Here is an 18,103-nt window from a genome sequence, read left to right as displayed (position 1 = left end):
CCATATAGAAGGATTTTTTTTATTATTATCTCTTTTTTCCAAATATTCTGAGCAGATAAAGGAATAAGTTGATGAAATCTAGGTAAAGTGCCAAAGCTCCTATTATTGAAACCTTGTCCACCACAGAAATATCCTGAGAAACAGCCACAGTAATGTTGTTTTTTATACGGTTTACATCATAACCGATTAGTCCTATAAATATAAGTACTCCCATATAGGATATTATCCAGTATAAAGTTGGAGACTTCAGGAAAATATTTACTACTGAGACGATGATAAGTGATATCAGTCCGACTTTCAGTAAATTACCGAATTTGCTCAGATCTTCTTTGGTTGTATATCCATAGATAGCCATTATTAGAAATATTGCCATTGCACCGGCAAAAGTATACAGTATGGAAACTCCTGTATAAACAATTGCGATTAGAGACAGAGTTATTCCGTTCAGTGCAGAGTAAAACAGAAACAAAGCCCTGCTTTTAGCAGTACTCATATGATATACTCTCATAGATAGGATAAATACAAGGGCAAGTTCGCCGATAATAAAGGCAAACATATATTTGTATGCCAGGTTTAATAAAACTGGATTGGTAAGTGTAAAAATAGAAGTCGCTAGAGTGACAAATAGTCCTAAGACCATCCATCCAAAAACACCTGCTATCTTTTTTGTAACCAGCTGATCTATCTCTTCAGTAGAGATATAACTTCTATTTTGCATTCTTTCGTCCATAAAATTTCCTCCTTTGATATATAACCTATATTATACCAATTTTGTACAGGGTAGTCTAGAAGTTTTGTTGTCTTAAAAAGAATATTCATATACTGTGAATTCTATATAAAAACTAATATTCCTTTATATTTTTTACAATTTTCTTATATCTGTTTATTATATCTCACTAAATAGTTTATTCAAAGAAAATTTGAATACATAAAATATTTTTATCTCTTGGAGATATAAAATAAAAGGAAACAAGGATAGACTAATAAAATATAAATAAAAGTATAAAGGAGGGTTCAAATTGATTATAGAAAAAATAGATGGATTATATCAAGTAACGGCTATGAAGCCATTTAGAAAAACTAAAGGAGTAGTTTTTGATCTGGTACCCAATGAAATAGTGAAAGAAACAGTGTCAGTAGACAGGGTTATTCATGAGAATGATGCAATATCTCCCGGGGAGATAGGGAATGTGAAACGACCATGGTATTTTCATCCCTTTCAAAGAGACAATCTACTGGTTCTCAACGGGTACAGGACAGTGGAACTTTACACAAAAGACCATGGGAAGATTGTAACCTTTGAAATTCATCCTGACAGAATATATAAAAACGGTGAACTTCTTTATGAGGGGGGAGTTATGCTCTCATGGCCAACTCAGGTTTTTCACAGGATAACCAGCGGGGAAAAAGGCTCTGCATCACTTAATTTCGCCATGAGAAAAAAAGGATTTGATATAAAGACTAACTTTAATATCTACGATCTAGATCTTGTCACTGGGGAATTTTACGTACTAAGAGAGGGATATAAGGACCAAATTTGATAACTGTATTGGTATAGGGGTTATTTCCATATGAAAATATAATTTTTAACTCTTTTTAATTTCTTTTTTCTGCACTATAAACTTTTATTAAAATATTTTCATGTAAATTTTATAAAGGAATAAAATTATTTGACAAAGAGAGAGAGGTATAATAAAATTATTTGTTAGAACTGATTTATTCTATGAAATAGGACATCAGGGGGTATAGATGCAGGTCAAAAAGCAGGAAATAAAGGAAAAAATCTATAGAGCAGCTTTTGAAGAGTTTTACGAAAAGGGTTTTAAAAAAGCCACTATGAGTACTATTTCTGATAATTCAGGAGTTCCAGTTGGAAATATTTACCGATATTATAAAAATAAAGAAGCTATATTTAAAGATATCGTGGAAGATGTTGCAGTAGAGTTGTCCAATCTATTTTCAAATTGCTTAAAAATAAAATATTTATCTACTGATAAGTCTTACAGTGATAGTTTAAGGAAAGAAGTGTTGGAATTTTTGGAAAAGCTTTTAGAATTATCCTTAAAAAACAAAAGAACAATCGAGATACTTTTTGAAAAAAGTCACGGGTCTAAATTTGATAAATTTGAAAAAAACCTAGAGCTGAAGTTTATAGAAAACTCTATATATACGGCGGAGCTAGGTTTAAGAAATTCAAAATTGAGCCAGGAAGATACTGAGATTGTAAAAGTTTCTGCAAAGGTTTTTTTGAAAGGCCTAGAAACCATAATGGTAAATTATTCTGATAACGAAGAACTGAAAAGAAATCTCATGTTTAGATTTGCTGATTTCTTTATAACTGATATAGGTTCTAGAATGAAGCTAGGTAAAAGATAATAAGCTTCCTTGTATAATACAGGAAGCTTTTTATTTAAATACTATTTACAGAATATTTTGGACACTCTCATCAAACCAACTAACTTGAACTCATCTATCGAAGAGAGGTCTTTTTTAATTCATTAAATTCTTGATACCAAGAAATAAAGTTTTTTATACCAATTTTAAAATTAGTTTTAGGAGAGTATCCTAAGAGTTTTTTTGCTTTAGAAATGTCAGCATAAGTTTTGTTTACATCTCCAGGTTGTAGTGGAAGGTGATTTATGATCGCTTTAATTCCAAGCTCATCTTGTATAACTTGAATCATTTTATTTAGAGAAATTGTTTCGGACTCTCCTAAGTTCAATATATGATAAATACCTTGGTTTTCTCTTAAATAATCGATACTTTTTATTATCCCGTCTAGGATATCATCTATATATGTATAATCTCTTTCTGAAGACCCATCCCCGTAAACAGGTACTGCTTTTCCTTCTGTAATAAATTTTGTAAATTTATGTATTGCCAAATCAGGTCTTTGTCTTGGACCATAAACAGTAAAAAATCTGAGTTGAATCATATCTATATTATAAAGGTGATGAAATACATGTCCTAGAATTTCTCCTGATTTTTTAGTTGCTGCGTAAGGAGATATAGCGTAATCAACTACGTCATTTTCACTAAAAGGAACCTTACTGTTATTTCCGTAAACTGACGAAGAAGATGCTTGAATAAATTTATTAATTTTATATTTTTTACACAGTTCAAGAATATTCATTAAGCCTTTAATGTTAACTTCTTCATACAACAAAGGATCTTCCAAAGATGGTCTTACCCCTGCCATAGCCGCTAAGTTAATTACCATTTCTACTCTGTTTTCAGAGAAAATTTTTTCCAAAAAAGGCATATCCCTTATATCTCCTTTAAACAGTTGAAATCTATCATTTGATATAAGCGTTTTAATATTATTTTCTTTAATCATAGGATCATAATATTCATTAAAATTGTCTATACAGATTATTTTTTCTCCATTTTTTATAAGATTTTCACAAAGATGTGAGCCTATAAACCCTGCTCCTCCAGTAATAATAATCATTTTCCCTCCTTGATTTCGATTATTCAAATAACCTTTTTTTATATATTAAGTTTTTATAAATACAAGTAGACCTAAGTCTTAATCTAATGCTGGATAACTTTATTTTTTTGTTCGTTAAACATTTATTATAGATCAAAGATTATCAGAGCTTTTCCTACAATATACATTGGGATGAATAAAATCCAAAGTACCAAGGTTAGTAAATTAGAAAATATTACTTTCATGGGATAACCTCACTTTCTTCTGATGATACTTGATATAGATAGTTGCTTCCTATCTTAAACTTATTGAAATTACTTAAAGTATTTTTTAGCTCCTGATTTCTTTTAATATCTTTTGTTCTTACAAAAAGGATTATATTTTTCTCTCTGATAACCTTATGTAAGCTATCCAAATCATTAATATTTATAACTGGCTCATGGAGATAGACATCCATATTTTCTGATTTTTCAAAATTAAATGCATAAAAGCTGGATGCTATTTTTTTTGATTTTATTTCCTGTCCCTTCTCAGCGAGAGCCTTTAGCCCTATTTCGCTGTTTAAGTCTTCAAGATTCATAGAAATGGAAAAAATAAGAAACAACATCCCAAAAATAATTCCCCAAAATGATTTTTTAAAATTCCCCTTTTCTATATGTAAAAGGGAATATATACCTGCTAAAGAGACAAACAGCAAGCCACTATAAAATAAAAAAGTTATTTCAAAGGGTAGTTTATTTAAAAATGCAGCCGCAAAAATTCCAGGGAATATTAAAAACAGTAATAATCCAGGAAGTGCCGCACACCATTTCCAGTATTTTTCCTTTGACAGTCTCCTAAACTGTAACACAGATAGAAAAGCCACAAAGGGATAAGCTGGAAGTAGGTATATTTCAAGCTTGCTGCTTATAAAAGAAAGCAGGATGAAAGTAGATATTACAACTGTTCTAAAGAATTTTTCCAGAAGACCTGCATTGCTTCTGTTTTTTATTCCCAGGATAAAAGTAGTGACATAAAAAAGAGACCAAGGAAGAAAACTTGCTAGAGATCCTGTGAAATAATAATAAAAAGGTCTTTTGTGTTTGAAGGAGTTTACCCCCCTTCCTACAGTCTGTTTTACTGTGAGGTTATAAAGGTAACCCTTTCCCCCTTCGAAATATACCAAGGAAAGCCAGATGACTGTTAGACTAACTAGAATAATAAGTCCTCTTAATGGAAGATACTGTCTTATTTTAGAAAGTTTTTTCTCAGCTGTAAGAAATACAATTATAGATACCAGCGGAATGAGTATTCCCAAAGGCCCCTTGGTAAACAGTGCAAGAAAGATCCACACCCATACAAGATAAGGCTCCCAGGACTTTCCAGTCTCTGTATAGCACCTATAAAAGCTGAATAGCGCAAGTACGATAAACAGTGTCATGAGCATATCCATCCTCAGAACAAGTCCGCCTCCAAGGAATATAGCGGTGGTGAAGAGCATCCCTGATGCCAGAGTCTGATCTCCTTCGTCAAGGACGGAGGAAGACCATCTGCTCATTACTATAAGTATCAAAAGGGCCGGTAAAAGACTGAATATTCCAATTGCAGGGACACTGTAGCTTCCCATTATGTTCTTTACCATCATGATGATCCAAAAGTATAGGGGAGGCTTGTCTGCATAGGGGATTCCATGATTGTAAAAAGCAAAGATATTTCCTTTATCCAGTGCCTCTGTTACGATGCTTATATACTTCAGCTCATTGTCAGGTGTAAGGTCTCTGAAGAAAAACAACGGATAAACAAGTAGTGCCATTATAATAAATACTAGTATTTTTCTGTTTTTCATAAACTCAATTCCTTTCAAATAAAATAAAACCCATTTAAACTATTTTAGTTTTTTGTACTTTTAGCCATTCTATATAAATAGATAACTTTATCCTCATCTTCATATTTATAATATGTATTTTTACTTTTAATTATAAATTCAGTCCTAAATTTTTCCTTTATTAACGGTTCTTCTCTGTCGTCTAAAACAAAAAAATTATTGGGAAGTTCTTGAAGATCACCGATTAATTCTATCTTTTGCCCTACATTCCACACATTTGTGATTTCGTCATCATCAAATGTATAGATGGGGTATTCTTGTGGTCCTGAACTTTTGAGAGTACTCAAATATTTATATTCATTCCTGTATTCTGTTTTTACATACTTTTGTACAAACCATGTTACTGAGATATTGATTGTAATCATTAAAAAACCCGTCAGAAAAAGGATTTGCTTTATTTTCCTTTTTTCAGTAAATCCCATTATAAACTCGTATGAAAAGAATAAAAACACCACTGCAATAAATGATAAATATATGATTCCTATATATCCACTTCTATATCCTTTGAAGTAAAACATAGGGAAAATTAAAATCGATATTGTGACCATAAGTATGGTATGGATTTTTATTATAAAATTTTCTTTTTTTACAAGCTCTTTCCAGTCTTTGTTCATGAAATAAAAGATGAGGTGTGAGGCCATCATAGGAGTCAGTATATACAGTGGAACTCCGTATCTTTTTTTCTTCATTTTTATTAAAGATATCAAAACAAAAGTTATCAGATTCCATAAAAAAAGCATTGAGAAAAATTTATTGTCTGGGCTTCTTTTTTCTGACCATTTTTTGAAAAAAGAAGCCAAAGCAAAAATCATCCATACACCTATATAAATAATATAGTCAAAATAGTAAAATATGCTTTTTACATGTTTGTTCGACCAGGTAGAAGCCTCTTTATTCATGACAGAGATAAAGAGATCTTTTTGAGTTAGCATAATCGCTGCAGGCCATAAAGCAGCTAAGCTCACTCCTATAATAATAGTAAGAGATATTTTTTTCCAGCTAACTCTTATATTTGAAAACCCATAGGTTACAGAATATGCTACAAAAAATGGTAACATCATGCCATAGACAGGTATGGGCCCTTTACTGAGGAGTGACGCTCCCATGAAGACACCGGAGATTATGAAATCCCTTGTGTTCAAGGATTTTAAACCTATAAAAATATATGTAACACATCCAAACATAAAAATATAGGGGAACATATCCCAGGCATTATCATTTCCAAGTTTTATTATCATAAAGGTTGTGGTGCTTACAAATCCTGATATGAAAGCCAATTCAGGATTTTCTGTAGCTGATTTTACTAGGAAATAGATCAGAAAAATTAGTCCCAAGGTGCATATTGCAATTGGAAGTCTGAGGACAAACTCATTGGTTGTTGTGTTAAAAAATTTCATAAATAAAGCTGTCAGCCATGTGGGAAAGGGAGGTTTTTCAAATCTGAATTTACCGTTCATGGTGGTGATGATCCAGTTCCCATTTTGTACCATCTCTCTGGCAGTGACAAAATTTCTGGCTTCCATTATCCCAACTCTGCCAGCCCAAAGATCTGGAAACAGGGTTATCATTCCGTAGAAAAAAAGATAAAGAAGATTTTTTCTCTCTCTAGCCTGCATCACGACCTCCTGCCAGCCTCTCTTTTTTTATGAGGTAGAGGTTTCTTGTATAGATAAAGAGATTCGGAGCCTGACCCAGTATAAATACAGGGTCCTTTCTGTATATGGCATAGATCAGAAGGAAAAAGCTTCCCATTATACTAAATATCCAGAAGGAAAGAGGGATTACACTCTTGCCTGCCCTCTCGCTGGCCAGCCACTGAACTAGAAATCTCATGGAAAAAAAAGCCTGGCCTATAAATCCCAGTATTAAAAAAGGTTTCATTTTTGATTTCCTCCAGTCTCAAATTCATATTTTAAAATTCTATTTTTCATCCATCTTACAGCAAAGGCATCTTTTAGTCCTTTAAAAAGCCTGTTCCAAACTCCATATTTTGAAACTCCGAACTCTCTGTCATAATGCCTCACAGGGACCTCAACAACCTTAAACCCCCTGAGTCTTGCAAGGGTGGGAAGGAACCTGTGCATCCCTTCAAATAATACGTAGCTTTTGGCAACTTCCTTTTTAAATAATTTTAGAGGGCAGCCTGTATCCTGTATGTTGTCCCCTGTTATAAGATTTCTGACCCCATTTCCAACCAGAGAAGAGATTTTTTTCTTGATTCCGTCCTCTCTTGATGCTCTTCTGCCGTTTACCATGTCATAATTTTCAAGATATGGCAAAAGAGTATAGATATCTTCCGGGTCTGTCTGAAGATCAGAATCCATGGTAACCACAATATCTCCAGAACATTTTTCAAAACCCGCAGCCAAAGCGGCAGTCTGACCGTTATTTCTAGTGAAATGAAAGACTTTTACATGAGCATTTTGAGAAGCTTCCTTATCGAGTATCTCTCTGCTTTTGTCTGTACTTCCGTCATTTATAAGGATAATTTCATAGGATACAAAATCTTTTCGAATTGCATCCTCAACTTTTTTTATAAAACGTGTTATATTTTCCTCTTCATTGTATACCGGTGCTATGACTGATATTCTCTGCATCTGCATCCCCCCATTATTTATATTTTTTTATAGTTTGATTATATTTTGCAAAGATGAATATTTGGTAAAAATTTATCTTGTTTTTTTACTATTTTTTTATTATCTTACTGTATATTGATGTTATAATTATTTTGGAGGTAGTTTATAATATGAAAAAAATATTAATTATAGAAGATGAAAAAAAAATAAGCAGATATCTCCAGCTTGAGCTAGAACATGAAGGTTATTCTGTGGATATTGCTTCTGATGGTATAATGGCATTAAAGTTGTTCGGGGAAAATTTTTATAACATAATTCTCCTTGATCTCATGCTTCCCAAACTTTCTGGTGAAGAGGTTTGCCGTCGGATAAGAAAAAAATCAGATGTCCCGGTAATAGTGCTTACAGCAACTGATAAGACTTTTAGCAAAATAAATCTATTAGATTTAGGGGCAGATGACTATATAACAAAGCCCTTTATAATTGGAGAGCTTTTGGCCCGAATAAGAGTGGCACTTAGGCACAATAAGGAGTTTTCTGACAAAGGTCAGGTGATTAGTTATGAAGGAATACGACTGGATTTAAATAAAAAATTAGTTATTGTTCAAGAAGAAGAAATATCCCTTACCAAGACAGAATTTAATCTTCTTCATTATCTTATATTAAACAGAGAGATAGTTTTATCTAGGGAAAAGATTCTAAATAATATATGGGGATATGACTATAATGGAGGAGAAAAAATAGTAGATGTGTACATAAAATCTCTCAGAAAAAAAGTGGATTTTAGAGAAAAAAAACTTATTCATACAGTAAGAGGTTTCGGATACATGTTAAAAAAGGAGAGTTAATTTATGAAAACATTTTCAAAAGAACTTTGGAAAAAGTTTATGATTTTGATATTTATTTCTGTTACAGGTTACGGTGTTTTCATATACTCTATTTGGAGTTATTTTGTAAAACAATCTAAAAAAGATATTACTACTGCAGAAAATTTTATTAAAGATGAGATGAAGGAGCCAGAACATCAGGTTATAGAGGAATTTTACAATATGGCCTTAAAAGAAAGTCCGAAAATAAATGAACTTTATATAGTATTAAACCATAAAGGGGTCGAATATAAGGAGGAAGGAACTCCTAATATAAAAATCACAGAAACAACAGATAAAATACAAGAGATAGGGCACGAAGATTATTTTTTATTGAGTAAAAAAATAAAAGCACTAAACAATGAGACGATTGTTCTTACTATAATAAGGGGGATGAGCCGAGAAAAGTATTTCATGGGCAAAATTCTAAAATTATTATCATGTGTAATTATTTTATTCTCTGGAGCAGCTTTGTTTATATCAAAATCTTTTTATGGCACGGTAGTACCCCAGTTAAAAAAATTGGAAGAAGCTACAAATAACATAAATCTTAGATCATTTGAAATGGAAATTGAAAAAAGTAGTTTTTTTGTAGAATTTTCTAATATACTTTACTCATACGAAAAAATGTTGAAGAGATTGGAAAATCAAGCATCTTCACAGATAGATTTTATAAATAACGCATCACATGAACTGAAGACGCCTATATTTATAATAGGAAGTTATATTGACCTGCTGAAAAGGTGGGGTGGTAAAAATAAAAAAGTTTCTCAAGAAGCCATAGAATCCATCTATGACGAGGTTAGGAATATGGAGACACTTATAGAAAAGCTTCTATTTTTAGCAAAACAGGATAATATTGATGTTATAAAAGAGGAAGTAGAATTGGGAGGTCTGATTGAAGAAGTAATAAAAGAAATGGAAATTATTCACCCCAGTCAGCATATAAATTATATTAAAAATTATTTTATTATAGATTCTGATAAAGATTTATTGAAGCACCTTATAAAAAATATAGTTGATAACGCTATTGCATACGGTGGAGGGGAAAGTGTTAATATTTCTATATTAAATGAAGGTAGTGCTAAAATAAAAATAAAGGATAATGGAGCTGGGATTACTGAAGAGGAGCAGACTAGGATTTTTGATAAATTTTACAGAGCAGAGCAGTCTAGAAATAGAAACCTAGGAGGACACGGGTTAGGCTTGTCTATAGTAAAAAGTATTGCAGATATTCTAAAATTGGATTTGTCTTTTATAAGTGAAGTAGGAGAGGGAACTACTGTTGAAATAAGATTTCCTGTAAACTAGAGAATACGTACAAAATAAAAGTTAAAGAATTCATAAATTGAAAAGAGTACTTTACAAATTCGTTATAAACAAATAAACTATACATAGTTATTTTTACAAAGCCTTTAGAAAAGGATGGTATTTTTATGAGCAGTTACAGAGTTATTCTGATACACGGTTATAATAAAACTGAAAAAGATATGCATACCCTAGGAGAATATCTAGAAGAATTAGATTATAAAGTTGAGTACCTTAATCTACCCCTTCTTTTTCAAGAAGTAGAGCACTCTATCTCGCATCTAAAAGAGTTTTTATTTGGACTCCAAAGGAGTGGCGTGAATAAAAGGGAAGAGATAATACTTATCGGCCACAGTACAGGGGGACTTGTGATAAGAGGTGCTCTCAGTGACAAAAGAATAAGGCGGATAGTGGACAAGGTAGTTTTAGTAGCCTCACCTAATATGGGATGTAAGCTTGCTGATCTGGCAAAAAAATATTTTCCTTTTATGAGTAAGATATTTAAAACCTTAAAGTCTCTTGAGAGTGAAAATATGGAAAAACTGAATGTTTATAAGGGAATAGGGGTGGACATTGCCGCCATTGCTGGAAGTGAATCCAATCTTTTTTTAGGAAGATTTTTAAACCAGAAAAATGACGGACGTATAGAGGTTGATGAGGTTATGATGGGAGGACTGAAAGATTTTTTGATACTTCCACTGGGACATAAAGAGATTCATAAAAGAATAGGAACTGCGACATATATAAATAATTTTATAAAAAGAAGTAGTTTTTATGTAGATTGATTTTTGAAATTAGAAATATAGGAAATAACAAATTGTAGAGTGAATTTTATGAACATAAGAGTATTGCTAGAATTTCTCTTGAATGAAATTTGAAAATTAAAACTGGCTTATTGCCGGTTTTTTTCTTATTTGAGAAAATAAGATCAGAACTCTAAAAAAGTCCTGTAAAAATAAATCTGGACAAAATACAAATTAGTGATTCTTTAAGAATAACTAAACTAATATTTTTCATTGAGTTTAAAATAAAATATTGAATTTATCGGTATTCGTTACTTTTCTCTTGAAAGAAAAGCACCCCAAGGGCATTTCCTCCCTTCGGTCAGGGCATAACCAAAAATTCAAGCCTGTGAAAAATCAGTTAAATAACCTTGAAAATCCAATAGTAATAAGGAAACTTAGAAAACAAGTTTCTGAGAACCATAAAATATACTCGTGTAACTCGTTATTTTATGGCTACTCGCTACGCTCAGACAGTCGATTTTTTCTAAGGATTTCACTGCGGTTATTCTTAACGCTTATTTTGTCAATGGCAAAAGAAAAAAGATCGAAAACCTCTCGCAAAAGAAATCGTATCTAGTTTTCGTCTTAACTCTGTGAAACACTCTCTTTTTCTCTGTGCAACATACACTTTTATGATGCTCTGTGGCCAAAAGGTTTTATCCTTATTCGTGTTAATTTTTTTTACCTTTTATTGATTTTCATTCGTGACAAAATCTTTTGACTTTAATATCCTTGTAAATTCAGTAATTTGTCTAAATTCCTTTTGAGTAGCAATCGTGTCAATTGAAATAGTCCTATTATTTTATATATAGGAACAACAGTGCTTTTAGAAAGATTTGTTACGTTAAAAATAAGGATTTTTGATTAAAATCCATATTGGCGCATTCAAATAGGTGTTCCTTGTGTTTATATGAAAATACTTTTTAAAGGGCCTTAAAAAAGATATAAGAGCCTAACATAAGTTGACATTGGAAATACATTTTATTTATAAGTTGACATTGATTAAAGACGGTGTTTATCTCCTTCTTGAACCTCAATAAAATTAGGACATTTGATGTTTTGGTCAACAAATAGTTATTCTTTAACTAAAAAATATATACTTTACTTTCATATGTGACATTTGTTAAACTATATTATAGACTCTGACATTAAGGAGGTTTGATTGTGTTTTTTATTTATGCTATTATATTTCCAAATAAAAAAAAGTATATTGGATTAACTACTGACTTTAAACAAAGAAAATACACACATATAAATAACGCCCACAAAGGTGTTAATAACCCTCTATATAATGCCATTAGAGACTGGGGAATAAAAAATTTGAAATGGGAAATTTTAGAACAACTAGAAAGTCGTTCTGAAGCTTTTATAAAAGAACTTGATTATATAAAAACATTTGACACTACATCAACAACATATGGTTATAATACTAAAGGATTAAAAAATTTTGAAAGAACTAATAATAGAAAGATAAGAGAAGTCATCAATGCAAGAACAGAAAAGGTATACTCATCTGTAAAAGCATCCTGTAAAGCTACAAATGAAAAATATTGTGTAGCGATTGGATCGACACGACGAAAAACAGTAACAAAAAATGGAAATCTTTTCATTTATGTTGATGAATGGATAACCTTAAGTGAAATTGACAAGAAATATTTTAAAGCAATATCAGAAGAGAAATATACAACTCAAAAAAGATTAAGTGAACAGAGAAAAAAAGAAATATATGAAGAAATATTTCAAAAAATAATGTGATTTTTAAAAAGGGGGACTCAACATGGAATTGGAACTACAGATAAAACAGCTAGAAGAAGAGCTAAATAAGAATAGAAGTAATATCGTCATTTATACCCTTTTAGAAGATAAGATAAAACAGTTGAAGGAAGAACTAAAAAAAATAAGACGAAAAAAGAAGCGAACAGCCAACAGAGACATTAAGTATCTTCGTTACGAAGAATTCCAACATCTTATAAAAACCATAGAAAATAACGGAGATTATTTTTGGATGAGGGATAAACTTTTATTTTTGATAGCATTTGAATGTGGACTTCGTGCATCTGAAGTTGGAAGTATAAAAAAAGAGGATTTCTTTAGTGATAAAAGAGAGATGTTCTGCAGAAGATTAAAGGGAAGTCGGAATAACACTGTGAAACTAACTCAGGATACCTCTATACTTTTAGAAAACTTCATGGAGAGATACCCCAATGATTCGCCTTATATTTTCCTCAGCAGAAAAAAATTACCAATAACTAAATTCACACTGAATAAAATATGTAAAAAATATTTTAAATCTGCTGCCCTCCCCATGGAAAAAGCACACTTTCATACTATAAAGCATACATCTGGGGTCCATATGGCAGAAGAAGGACTAGATATAAAAGAAGTTCAGTATATACTCGGACACAGAAATGTTGACAATACAATGATTTATTTTGACTTCACAACAAAGCAGCAGGAGTCTTTATACAGTAAGCTGGGAAGATAATTTTCTATATTTTTTTATATAGGGCTTTTTATAAAAAATTATTTAAAAATCCCCGTTAGGGGACTTAAATATCTCCGTCTATAATTTTTTTAAAGTATTTCCAGATTATTTCTGTGGAATTAAAATTTGCAACATTACCTAAAATCGGAGGCCAGCTAGTTTTTGGATGAGGGATGGTATGCCCACCTTTTTTCACTTCTATAAGTATATTTTTATTATCTCTATAGAGTAAATATTCTCCAAAATCTCTTCCTGAAGGCATTTTTGAGATACCTGCTATTTTAAGGAAGGTATCATAACATGAGTAAACAATGCCGTTACTTTTCCCAGCAGAATTAAGATCTCCACCGTAAAAGGGAACAACCCTGTCTCCTCTACTGTTTATAAGGAGTATAGGGGTCGATGAACTGTCTATCTGAAAATTTAAAAAGTTTTCATGAGGAAGATGTGAGCAGCAGAGAGCCATTCCCCTGAATATAGGTTGCCTTTCTGCAGCCAACCGAAACCCAAGCATTCCACCATTTGAAAACCCATTAAAAAAGACATCATTTCTGCTAGCCCCATAGACAGTAGCCATATAATGAATAATTCTCTTTAAAAATTCTCCTTCATCTAAGTCAAGATTTTTAGCTGGATGTGAAAAAGATATTCTTCCATCAAACCAGTATGAACTAAATGAATTAGGATATGCTATGATAAATCCAAACTCATCTGCCAATTTTTCAAAATCAAATCCTGTAGCCCTTCTCATAATTTCGTGATTCCAGTATGCTCCGTGGCAAGCAATGATCACCGGGCAATTTTGTCTCAAATTAGCCGGTGTGTAATATGCAAATGTTCGCTCCACTCCTTGAACATTTATATTCCTGATTTTTATTCTGTGATCCTCGACTCCTTTTACCTCAAGCTTAGAGATAGGAATTTTTATTTTTAGATGCACCTAAATCACCTGCTCAATATTTTTTAAGGGGAAAACGAAAACCTCACGAATATTTCCATTATCATCTAATTGTTCCTCTATACAAGGAACATCAGCTAGCTCCACCTCTCCACAATAAGTATAGACCTTCTCCTCATGCATTTCAAATAAGTGAAGATGAAAATCATTTTCCTTGGCCTCTACAACAGCTTTATTTTGTCTTTTAAGCTCCTGATTTCCAACTTTTCCCATTCCTGTAAAATAAAGTATATTATTTTCTTTTCGATGTTTATATAGACAGTCAGTAAACTTAGCAATAAGCACTACGGTTTTAGTTTTATTACTTTTTCTTATGCCCCCCTGATTTGTACACTGAAAAAACAATGCTATATCTTTATTTCCTATTTTATCACCTAATTTTAAGTTTTTATAATCCATAAACTACTCCCTTATAAGCTTATATATATGTAAATTTATAAAAAAAAGGCCATTACAAGCCTTTATTTACACATGTATTCCATTAAAGACTTGTCCGACTTAGCTAGCCTTCTGCAAGCCTCTCTCGCCATATTTAGTATAAGTATGTTAAATATTTTCATATCCTTATGAGAAAAATTGTGAAGCTGATTTTTTGGAATTTCAATGAATTCAGTATCTTCCATAGTTTTCACAGAAGCCATATTTGGAAAAATACCTAGTATTTCAACTTCACCAAAACATTCTCCTTCGCCCATAAACATCATAGGATATATTTTATTATTGGACTCTTCATAGACTTCAACTCTACCCTTTAATATAACATATATGCTTTTAGGAGACATCCCTTGAAGCATCACATTTTCATCTTTTGCCACTATTAGATAGTTTGATTGATCTAGTATCTTCCCTACTTGTTCAGTATTTAATCCACCAAAAATAGATATTTTTTCAATCATCTGAAGTATCTCTGCTTTTTTATCTTCACTCATTTATTAAGCCCTCCAGCTCTTCTTAGGAGTATTTTTATTTTTTTAGACTAAAATTATTTTGAACTTATATATTATATAACTTATAAAATCAAAGAAGTCAATACCTTTGCAAAATCCTTATTTTTCCTGTGAAATTGAATTTTATTTTATAATTAACATTTGAGTAATCTTGTCTATATTCTCACTAACTATAGGAATAAAATATAATACAGGTATCAAAAGAGCAGGAAGAAGATTTAGTGTTTTTATTTTAGTTATTTTTAAAATATTCATTCCTGTGCTAAGTATAAGAATACCTCCAATAATGGAAATTTCACCCATTATTTCAGGAGTTGCATATGGGCCTAAAAGGCCGGCACTTAGATATATACTTCCCTGCCAGATAAAAAGTATTGCTCCAGATAAGATTATACCTATTCCAAAAGTTGAAGCTAATATCATCGATGTAAAACCATCTAAGATTGCATTTGTAAAGAGTAAAGTATTATCATTGTTAAGAGAGCTTTCTATCGGTCCAAGTATAGAAAGAGTCCCTATACAAAATAGTAGAACCGCAGTTACTAAGCCTTCTATCAAGGATTTTTCTCCAGTTTTTCTATATTTTTCCCCTAGCTTATTTACTTTTTGGTCAAGGTCCAGCCATTCTCCTATAAAGGCCCCTAGAACCATGCTGGCAACAAAAAGAAGGGGGTAAGAACTTTTAGTCAGATTTTTGACAATCCACGTCATTCCAAGAGAAAGAGCCACGAGACCCACTCCCTGTAGCATTCTTTCCTGATAACGTTCCTCTATATTTTTTTGAGCCATGGACCCGACTATACTTCCTACAACAATTGTTCCTGTGTTTACCAAAGTTCCTATCATTTCTTCCTCCAATTTTTATATCAAATAGCATATTATATAATAGTAGAAAAACGCCATTTAGAACAAAAATATGTAATGGGACTTGCCTATTTTTTTCCAAACAATTCATTTAGTTTAAAGACAAGGATTATCGAGGAGAGTATGAGCGTTATCAGATTGGCTAATATTATAGGCATATCACCTGTATAGAGGCCATAAATAAGCCAAAAGGCAACTCCTAAAACAAACATCATATACATTCCTAGAGAGATACTCTTAGTGTCTTTAGTTTTTATGATCTTTATTGTCTGAGGCAAAAAAGAAAGAGTTGTAAGTGATGCCGCTATAAATCCAACATATTCCATCATATTTTACTTCTCCCTGTCTCTATATTTTAAATAATAAAAACCTCTACTGAAAATATAACACAGACCGACAGATATATACAATATTAAAATATTTTTTTTGATTATAAAGTATTAAAATTGAAATTTTTTAAATTTTTTCTTGTACTATTTATTTTAAAGTATTAGACTAAGGTGTGTTAACTTTAATTTAAATATTTGTAATATTGAAAAACACAAGACCAAGGTTTATTTTTATATCTTGTAAAAGACCAGGAGGGAAAAATTGAAAAACAAAACTGTGTCTAATGATAAAATTGACAATAAGTTAAATTGCTCAGAAAATTTAGAAAACAGAACGATTGATAAATCTTTCTATACATTTTCACGAGATACAAGCAAGTGTATCAAATGTTACAAATGTGTAAAAGTCTGTAAAGATACTCAGGGAATTTCTGTTTTTCAAGTTGAAGAAGACGGTACAGTAGGAATAAAAGAAGAGAATATGGCTGCCACACTTTGCATCTCCTGTGGCCAATGCATAAAAGTATGTACTGCAGGGGCATTAAAAGAAAAAAGCAATATAAGTCTTTTGAAAGAACAGCTCAATAATCCAAATAAGCATGTGGTTGCCCAGCTTTCTCCATCCTTTAAACATACTATAGGGGACGGGTTCGGAATAAGTTCAGGGACAGACACAAGCCCTAAAATTATATCTGCACTAAAAGAAATTGGATTTTCAAAAGTATTTTCCACAGGATTTGCCTCTGATGTAAATATTGTAGAAACAAGTGCCGATTTAAAAAAACGTTTAGATGAAAACGGACCATTTCCGGTATTTACATCTACATGCACAGGATGGATAAATTATGCAGAAAAATTTTGTCCTGAATTTTTAGGTCTTTTATCTCCATGTAAATCACCACAACAAATTTTAGGTTCTCTTTCGAAGAGTTATTATGAAGAGTCAATAGATATTTCTAGAGAAAATATATTTTCAGTCGCTCTGATGCCGTGCATTGCAAAAAAAGATGAGGCTAATCGGTTTGACATGAAAGATGAGTATGGTAATAAAGATGTAGACCTTGTGCTTACAGTAAATGAAGTTGCCTCTCTTCTAAATAAGAAGGGTATCGATCTAAATAATTATTCAAAGTTCGGAACTTTTGATAAACCTATGAAGTCTGATACAGGGTCTTCTAGAATAAAAGCCGTAACTGGAGGACTTGCTGAGGCAATACTGAGAAATACGGCACACATGATAGGAGAAGATCCTTTTTCAGTTGATTTGAAAAAACTTAGAGGAATGGACGGAATTAAATTAACCTCTGTTGTATTAGGAGGAAAAAAGCTGAATATTGCTGTTGTAAACGGAATAAAAAATGTTCCTGTTATTTTAGATATGATTAAGGATGGAATAACTGAGTTCCACCTTGTAGAAGTAATGGCATGTCCTGGTGGTTGTGTTGGGGGAGGGGGGATACCTCTATCTGAAGACCCTGATATAATACAGAAAAGAGCTGAGAAAATATATTCCTATGATGCTTCTAGTGAAATTAGATGCTCATGGGAAAATCCAGATGTAAAGACCTTATATTCAGAATACTTAAAAGAACCACTAGGAGAAGAAAGTCAGCGTCTATTCCATTTTCACTATAAAAATAGAAGGACGAAGAGAATTTTCTGATCAATATATATAGCAAAAGCCCCTTGAA

At 31.9% G+C, this 18,103-nt stretch carries 19 protein-coding genes; 8 read left to right on the top strand and 11 right to left on the bottom strand.

Annotation, left to right across the window (positions count from 1 at the left end):
• Nucleotides 1-25: 25 nt before the first annotated feature.
• A complete protein-coding gene (locus ILYOP_RS12525) occupies nt 26-730 on the bottom strand; it encodes a Bax inhibitor-1/YccA family protein (RefSeq protein WP_013388867.1) in 705 nt (234 codons plus the stop codon).
• A 289-nt stretch (nt 731-1,019) separates the two neighbouring features.
• Between ILYOP_RS12525 and ILYOP_RS12520 the strand changes: the two genes are divergently transcribed.
• The gene (locus tag ILYOP_RS12520; protein WP_013388866.1) at nt 1,020-1,541 is read left to right on the top strand and encodes a hypothetical protein; all 522 of its coding nucleotides are present in this window, start codon (nt 1,020-1,022) and stop codon (nt 1,539-1,541) included.
• Between the two features lie 208 nt (nt 1,542-1,749).
• Entirely contained in the window at nt 1,750-2,376 is a 627-nt protein-coding gene (locus ILYOP_RS15335; protein WP_013388865.1) for a TetR/AcrR family transcriptional regulator, read from the top strand.
• 94 nt (nt 2,377-2,470) lie between these two features.
• Here the strand turns inward: ILYOP_RS15335 and ILYOP_RS12510 are convergent, their stop codons facing one another.
• The 5 genes from ILYOP_RS12510 to ILYOP_RS12490 form a co-directional block, all read right to left on the bottom strand.
• A complete protein-coding gene (locus ILYOP_RS12510; protein ID WP_013388864.1) occupies nt 2,471-3,451 on the bottom strand; it encodes an SDR family NAD(P)-dependent oxidoreductase in 981 nt (326 codons plus the stop codon).
• 220 nt (nt 3,452-3,671) lie between these two features.
• Complete coding sequence (locus ILYOP_RS15330; RefSeq protein WP_013388863.1) at nt 3,672-5,255, bottom strand: ArnT family glycosyltransferase; 1,584 nt, start codon at nt 5,253-5,255, stop codon at nt 3,672-3,674.
• 44 nt (nt 5,256-5,299) lie between these two features.
• Nucleotides 5,300-6,910 (bottom strand): ArnT family glycosyltransferase, encoded by a 1,611-nt coding sequence (locus ILYOP_RS12500; protein ID WP_013388862.1) that lies wholly within the window; start codon nt 6,908-6,910, stop codon nt 5,300-5,302.
• Nucleotides 6,900-7,175, bottom strand: coding sequence for a lipid-A-disaccharide synthase N-terminal domain-containing protein (locus ILYOP_RS12495; protein WP_013388861.1), 276 nt, complete (start codon nt 7,173-7,175; stop codon nt 6,900-6,902). The genes ILYOP_RS12500 and ILYOP_RS12495 overlap by 11 nt, the downstream gene beginning before the upstream one ends.
• The gene (locus tag ILYOP_RS12490; protein ID WP_013388860.1) at nt 7,172-7,891 is read right to left on the bottom strand and encodes a glycosyltransferase family 2 protein; all 720 of its coding nucleotides are present in this window, start codon (nt 7,889-7,891) and stop codon (nt 7,172-7,174) included. The genes ILYOP_RS12495 and ILYOP_RS12490 overlap by 4 nt, the downstream gene beginning before the upstream one ends.
• A gap of 149 nt (nt 7,892-8,040) precedes the next feature.
• On the opposite strand from ILYOP_RS12490, the gene ILYOP_RS12485 reads away from it, so the two are divergent.
• From ILYOP_RS12485 to ILYOP_RS12465, 5 genes are all read left to right on the top strand, one after another.
• A complete protein-coding gene (locus ILYOP_RS12485; RefSeq protein WP_013388859.1) occupies nt 8,041-8,718 on the top strand; it encodes a response regulator transcription factor in 678 nt (225 codons plus the stop codon).
• Between the two features lie 3 nt (nt 8,719-8,721).
• Entirely contained in the window at nt 8,722-10,047 is a 1,326-nt protein-coding gene (locus ILYOP_RS12480; protein ID WP_013388858.1) for a sensor histidine kinase, read from the top strand.
• Between the two features lie 125 nt (nt 10,048-10,172).
• Entirely contained in the window at nt 10,173-10,829 is a 657-nt protein-coding gene (locus tag ILYOP_RS12475; protein ID WP_013388857.1) for an esterase/lipase family protein, read from the top strand.
• Between the two features lie 1,164 nt (nt 10,830-11,993).
• Nucleotides 11,994-12,584 (top strand): GIY-YIG nuclease family protein, encoded by a 591-nt coding sequence (locus ILYOP_RS12470; protein ID WP_013388856.1) that lies wholly within the window; start codon nt 11,994-11,996, stop codon nt 12,582-12,584.
• A 22-nt stretch (nt 12,585-12,606) separates the two neighbouring features.
• Entirely contained in the window at nt 12,607-13,314 is a 708-nt protein-coding gene (locus ILYOP_RS12465) for a tyrosine-type recombinase/integrase (protein ID WP_013388855.1), read from the top strand.
• A gap of 64 nt (nt 13,315-13,378) precedes the next feature.
• Here the strand turns inward: ILYOP_RS12465 and ILYOP_RS12460 are convergent, their stop codons facing one another.
• The 5 genes from ILYOP_RS12460 to ILYOP_RS12440 all read right to left on the bottom strand — a co-directional run bounded on the left by ILYOP_RS12460 (nt 13,379) and on the right by ILYOP_RS12440 (nt 16,412).
• Nucleotides 13,379-14,254 carry a CE1 family esterase gene (locus ILYOP_RS12460; RefSeq protein WP_013388854.1) on the bottom strand — a complete coding sequence of 292 codons (876 nt, stop codon included), beginning with the start codon at nt 14,252-14,254 and terminating at the stop codon, nt 13,379-13,381.
• Nucleotides 14,255-14,671, bottom strand: coding sequence for an SRA domain-containing endonuclease (locus ILYOP_RS12455; RefSeq protein WP_013388853.1), 417 nt, complete (start codon nt 14,669-14,671; stop codon nt 14,255-14,257).
• A 62-nt stretch (nt 14,672-14,733) separates the two neighbouring features.
• Entirely contained in the window at nt 14,734-15,201 is a 468-nt protein-coding gene (locus tag ILYOP_RS12450; RefSeq protein ID WP_013388852.1) for a Crp/Fnr family transcriptional regulator, read from the bottom strand.
• A 141-nt stretch (nt 15,202-15,342) separates the two neighbouring features.
• Nucleotides 15,343-16,065, bottom strand: coding sequence for a DUF554 domain-containing protein (locus tag ILYOP_RS12445; protein ID WP_013388851.1), 723 nt, complete (start codon nt 16,063-16,065; stop codon nt 15,343-15,345).
• A gap of 86 nt (nt 16,066-16,151) precedes the next feature.
• A complete protein-coding gene (locus ILYOP_RS12440; RefSeq protein ID WP_013388850.1) occupies nt 16,152-16,412 on the bottom strand; it encodes a SemiSWEET transporter in 261 nt (86 codons plus the stop codon).
• A 262-nt stretch (nt 16,413-16,674) separates the two neighbouring features.
• Between ILYOP_RS12440 and ILYOP_RS12435 the strand changes: the two genes are divergently transcribed.
• Nucleotides 16,675-18,075, top strand: coding sequence for a [Fe-Fe] hydrogenase large subunit C-terminal domain-containing protein (locus tag ILYOP_RS12435; protein ID WP_013388849.1), 1,401 nt, complete (start codon nt 16,675-16,677; stop codon nt 18,073-18,075).
• Nucleotides 18,076-18,103 lie beyond the last annotated feature (28 nt).

Origin of the sequence: Ilyobacter polytropus DSM 2926 (genome assembly GCF_000165505.1) — a bacterium.
GTDB classification, from domain to species: domain Bacteria; phylum Fusobacteriota; class Fusobacteriia; order Fusobacteriales; family Fusobacteriaceae; genus Ilyobacter; species Ilyobacter polytropus.
Note: the sequence above shows the minus strand (reverse complement) of the source record. Positions and strands in the feature narration are given on the sequence as shown.

What these genes read in the sequence shown, in the direction of transcription:
- ILYOP_RS12525 (WP_013388867.1), bottom strand. Translation starts at nt 730, where the DNA reads ATGGACGAAAGAATGCAAAATAGAAGTTATATCTCTACTGAAGAGATA.
- ILYOP_RS15335 (WP_013388865.1), top strand. Translation starts at nt 1,750, where the DNA reads ATGCAGGTCAAAAAGCAGGAAATAAAGGAAAAAATCTATAGAGCAGCT.
- ILYOP_RS12510 (WP_013388864.1), bottom strand. Translation starts at nt 3,451, where the DNA reads ATGATTATTATTACTGGAGGAGCAGGGTTTATAGGCTCACATCTTTGT.
- ILYOP_RS15330 (WP_013388863.1), bottom strand. Translation starts at nt 5,255, where the DNA reads ATGAAAAACAGAAAAATACTAGTATTTATTATAATGGCACTACTTGTT.
- ILYOP_RS12500 (WP_013388862.1), bottom strand. Translation starts at nt 6,910, where the DNA reads ATGCAGGCTAGAGAGAGAAAAAATCTTCTTTATCTTTTTTTCTACGGA.
- ILYOP_RS12495 (WP_013388861.1), bottom strand. Translation starts at nt 7,175, where the DNA reads ATGAAACCTTTTTTAATACTGGGATTTATAGGCCAGGCTTTTTTTTCC.
- ILYOP_RS12490 (WP_013388860.1), bottom strand. Translation starts at nt 7,891, where the DNA reads ATGCAGAGAATATCAGTCATAGCACCGGTATACAATGAAGAGGAAAAT.
- ILYOP_RS12485 (WP_013388859.1), top strand. Translation starts at nt 8,041, where the DNA reads ATGAAAAAAATATTAATTATAGAAGATGAAAAAAAAATAAGCAGATAT.
- ILYOP_RS12480 (WP_013388858.1), top strand. Translation starts at nt 8,722, where the DNA reads ATGAAAACATTTTCAAAAGAACTTTGGAAAAAGTTTATGATTTTGATA.
- ILYOP_RS12475 (WP_013388857.1), top strand. Translation starts at nt 10,173, where the DNA reads ATGAGCAGTTACAGAGTTATTCTGATACACGGTTATAATAAAACTGAA.
- ILYOP_RS12465 (WP_013388855.1), top strand. Translation starts at nt 12,607, where the DNA reads ATGGAATTGGAACTACAGATAAAACAGCTAGAAGAAGAGCTAAATAAG.
- ILYOP_RS12455 (WP_013388853.1), bottom strand. Translation starts at nt 14,671, where the DNA reads ATGGATTATAAAAACTTAAAATTAGGTGATAAAATAGGAAATAAAGAT.
- ILYOP_RS12450 (WP_013388852.1), bottom strand. Translation starts at nt 15,201, where the DNA reads ATGAGTGAAGATAAAAAAGCAGAGATACTTCAGATGATTGAAAAAATA.
- ILYOP_RS12445 (WP_013388851.1), bottom strand. Translation starts at nt 16,065, where the DNA reads ATGATAGGAACTTTGGTAAACACAGGAACAATTGTTGTAGGAAGTATA.
- ILYOP_RS12440 (WP_013388850.1), bottom strand. Translation starts at nt 16,412, where the DNA reads ATGATGGAATATGTTGGATTTATAGCGGCATCACTTACAACTCTTTCT.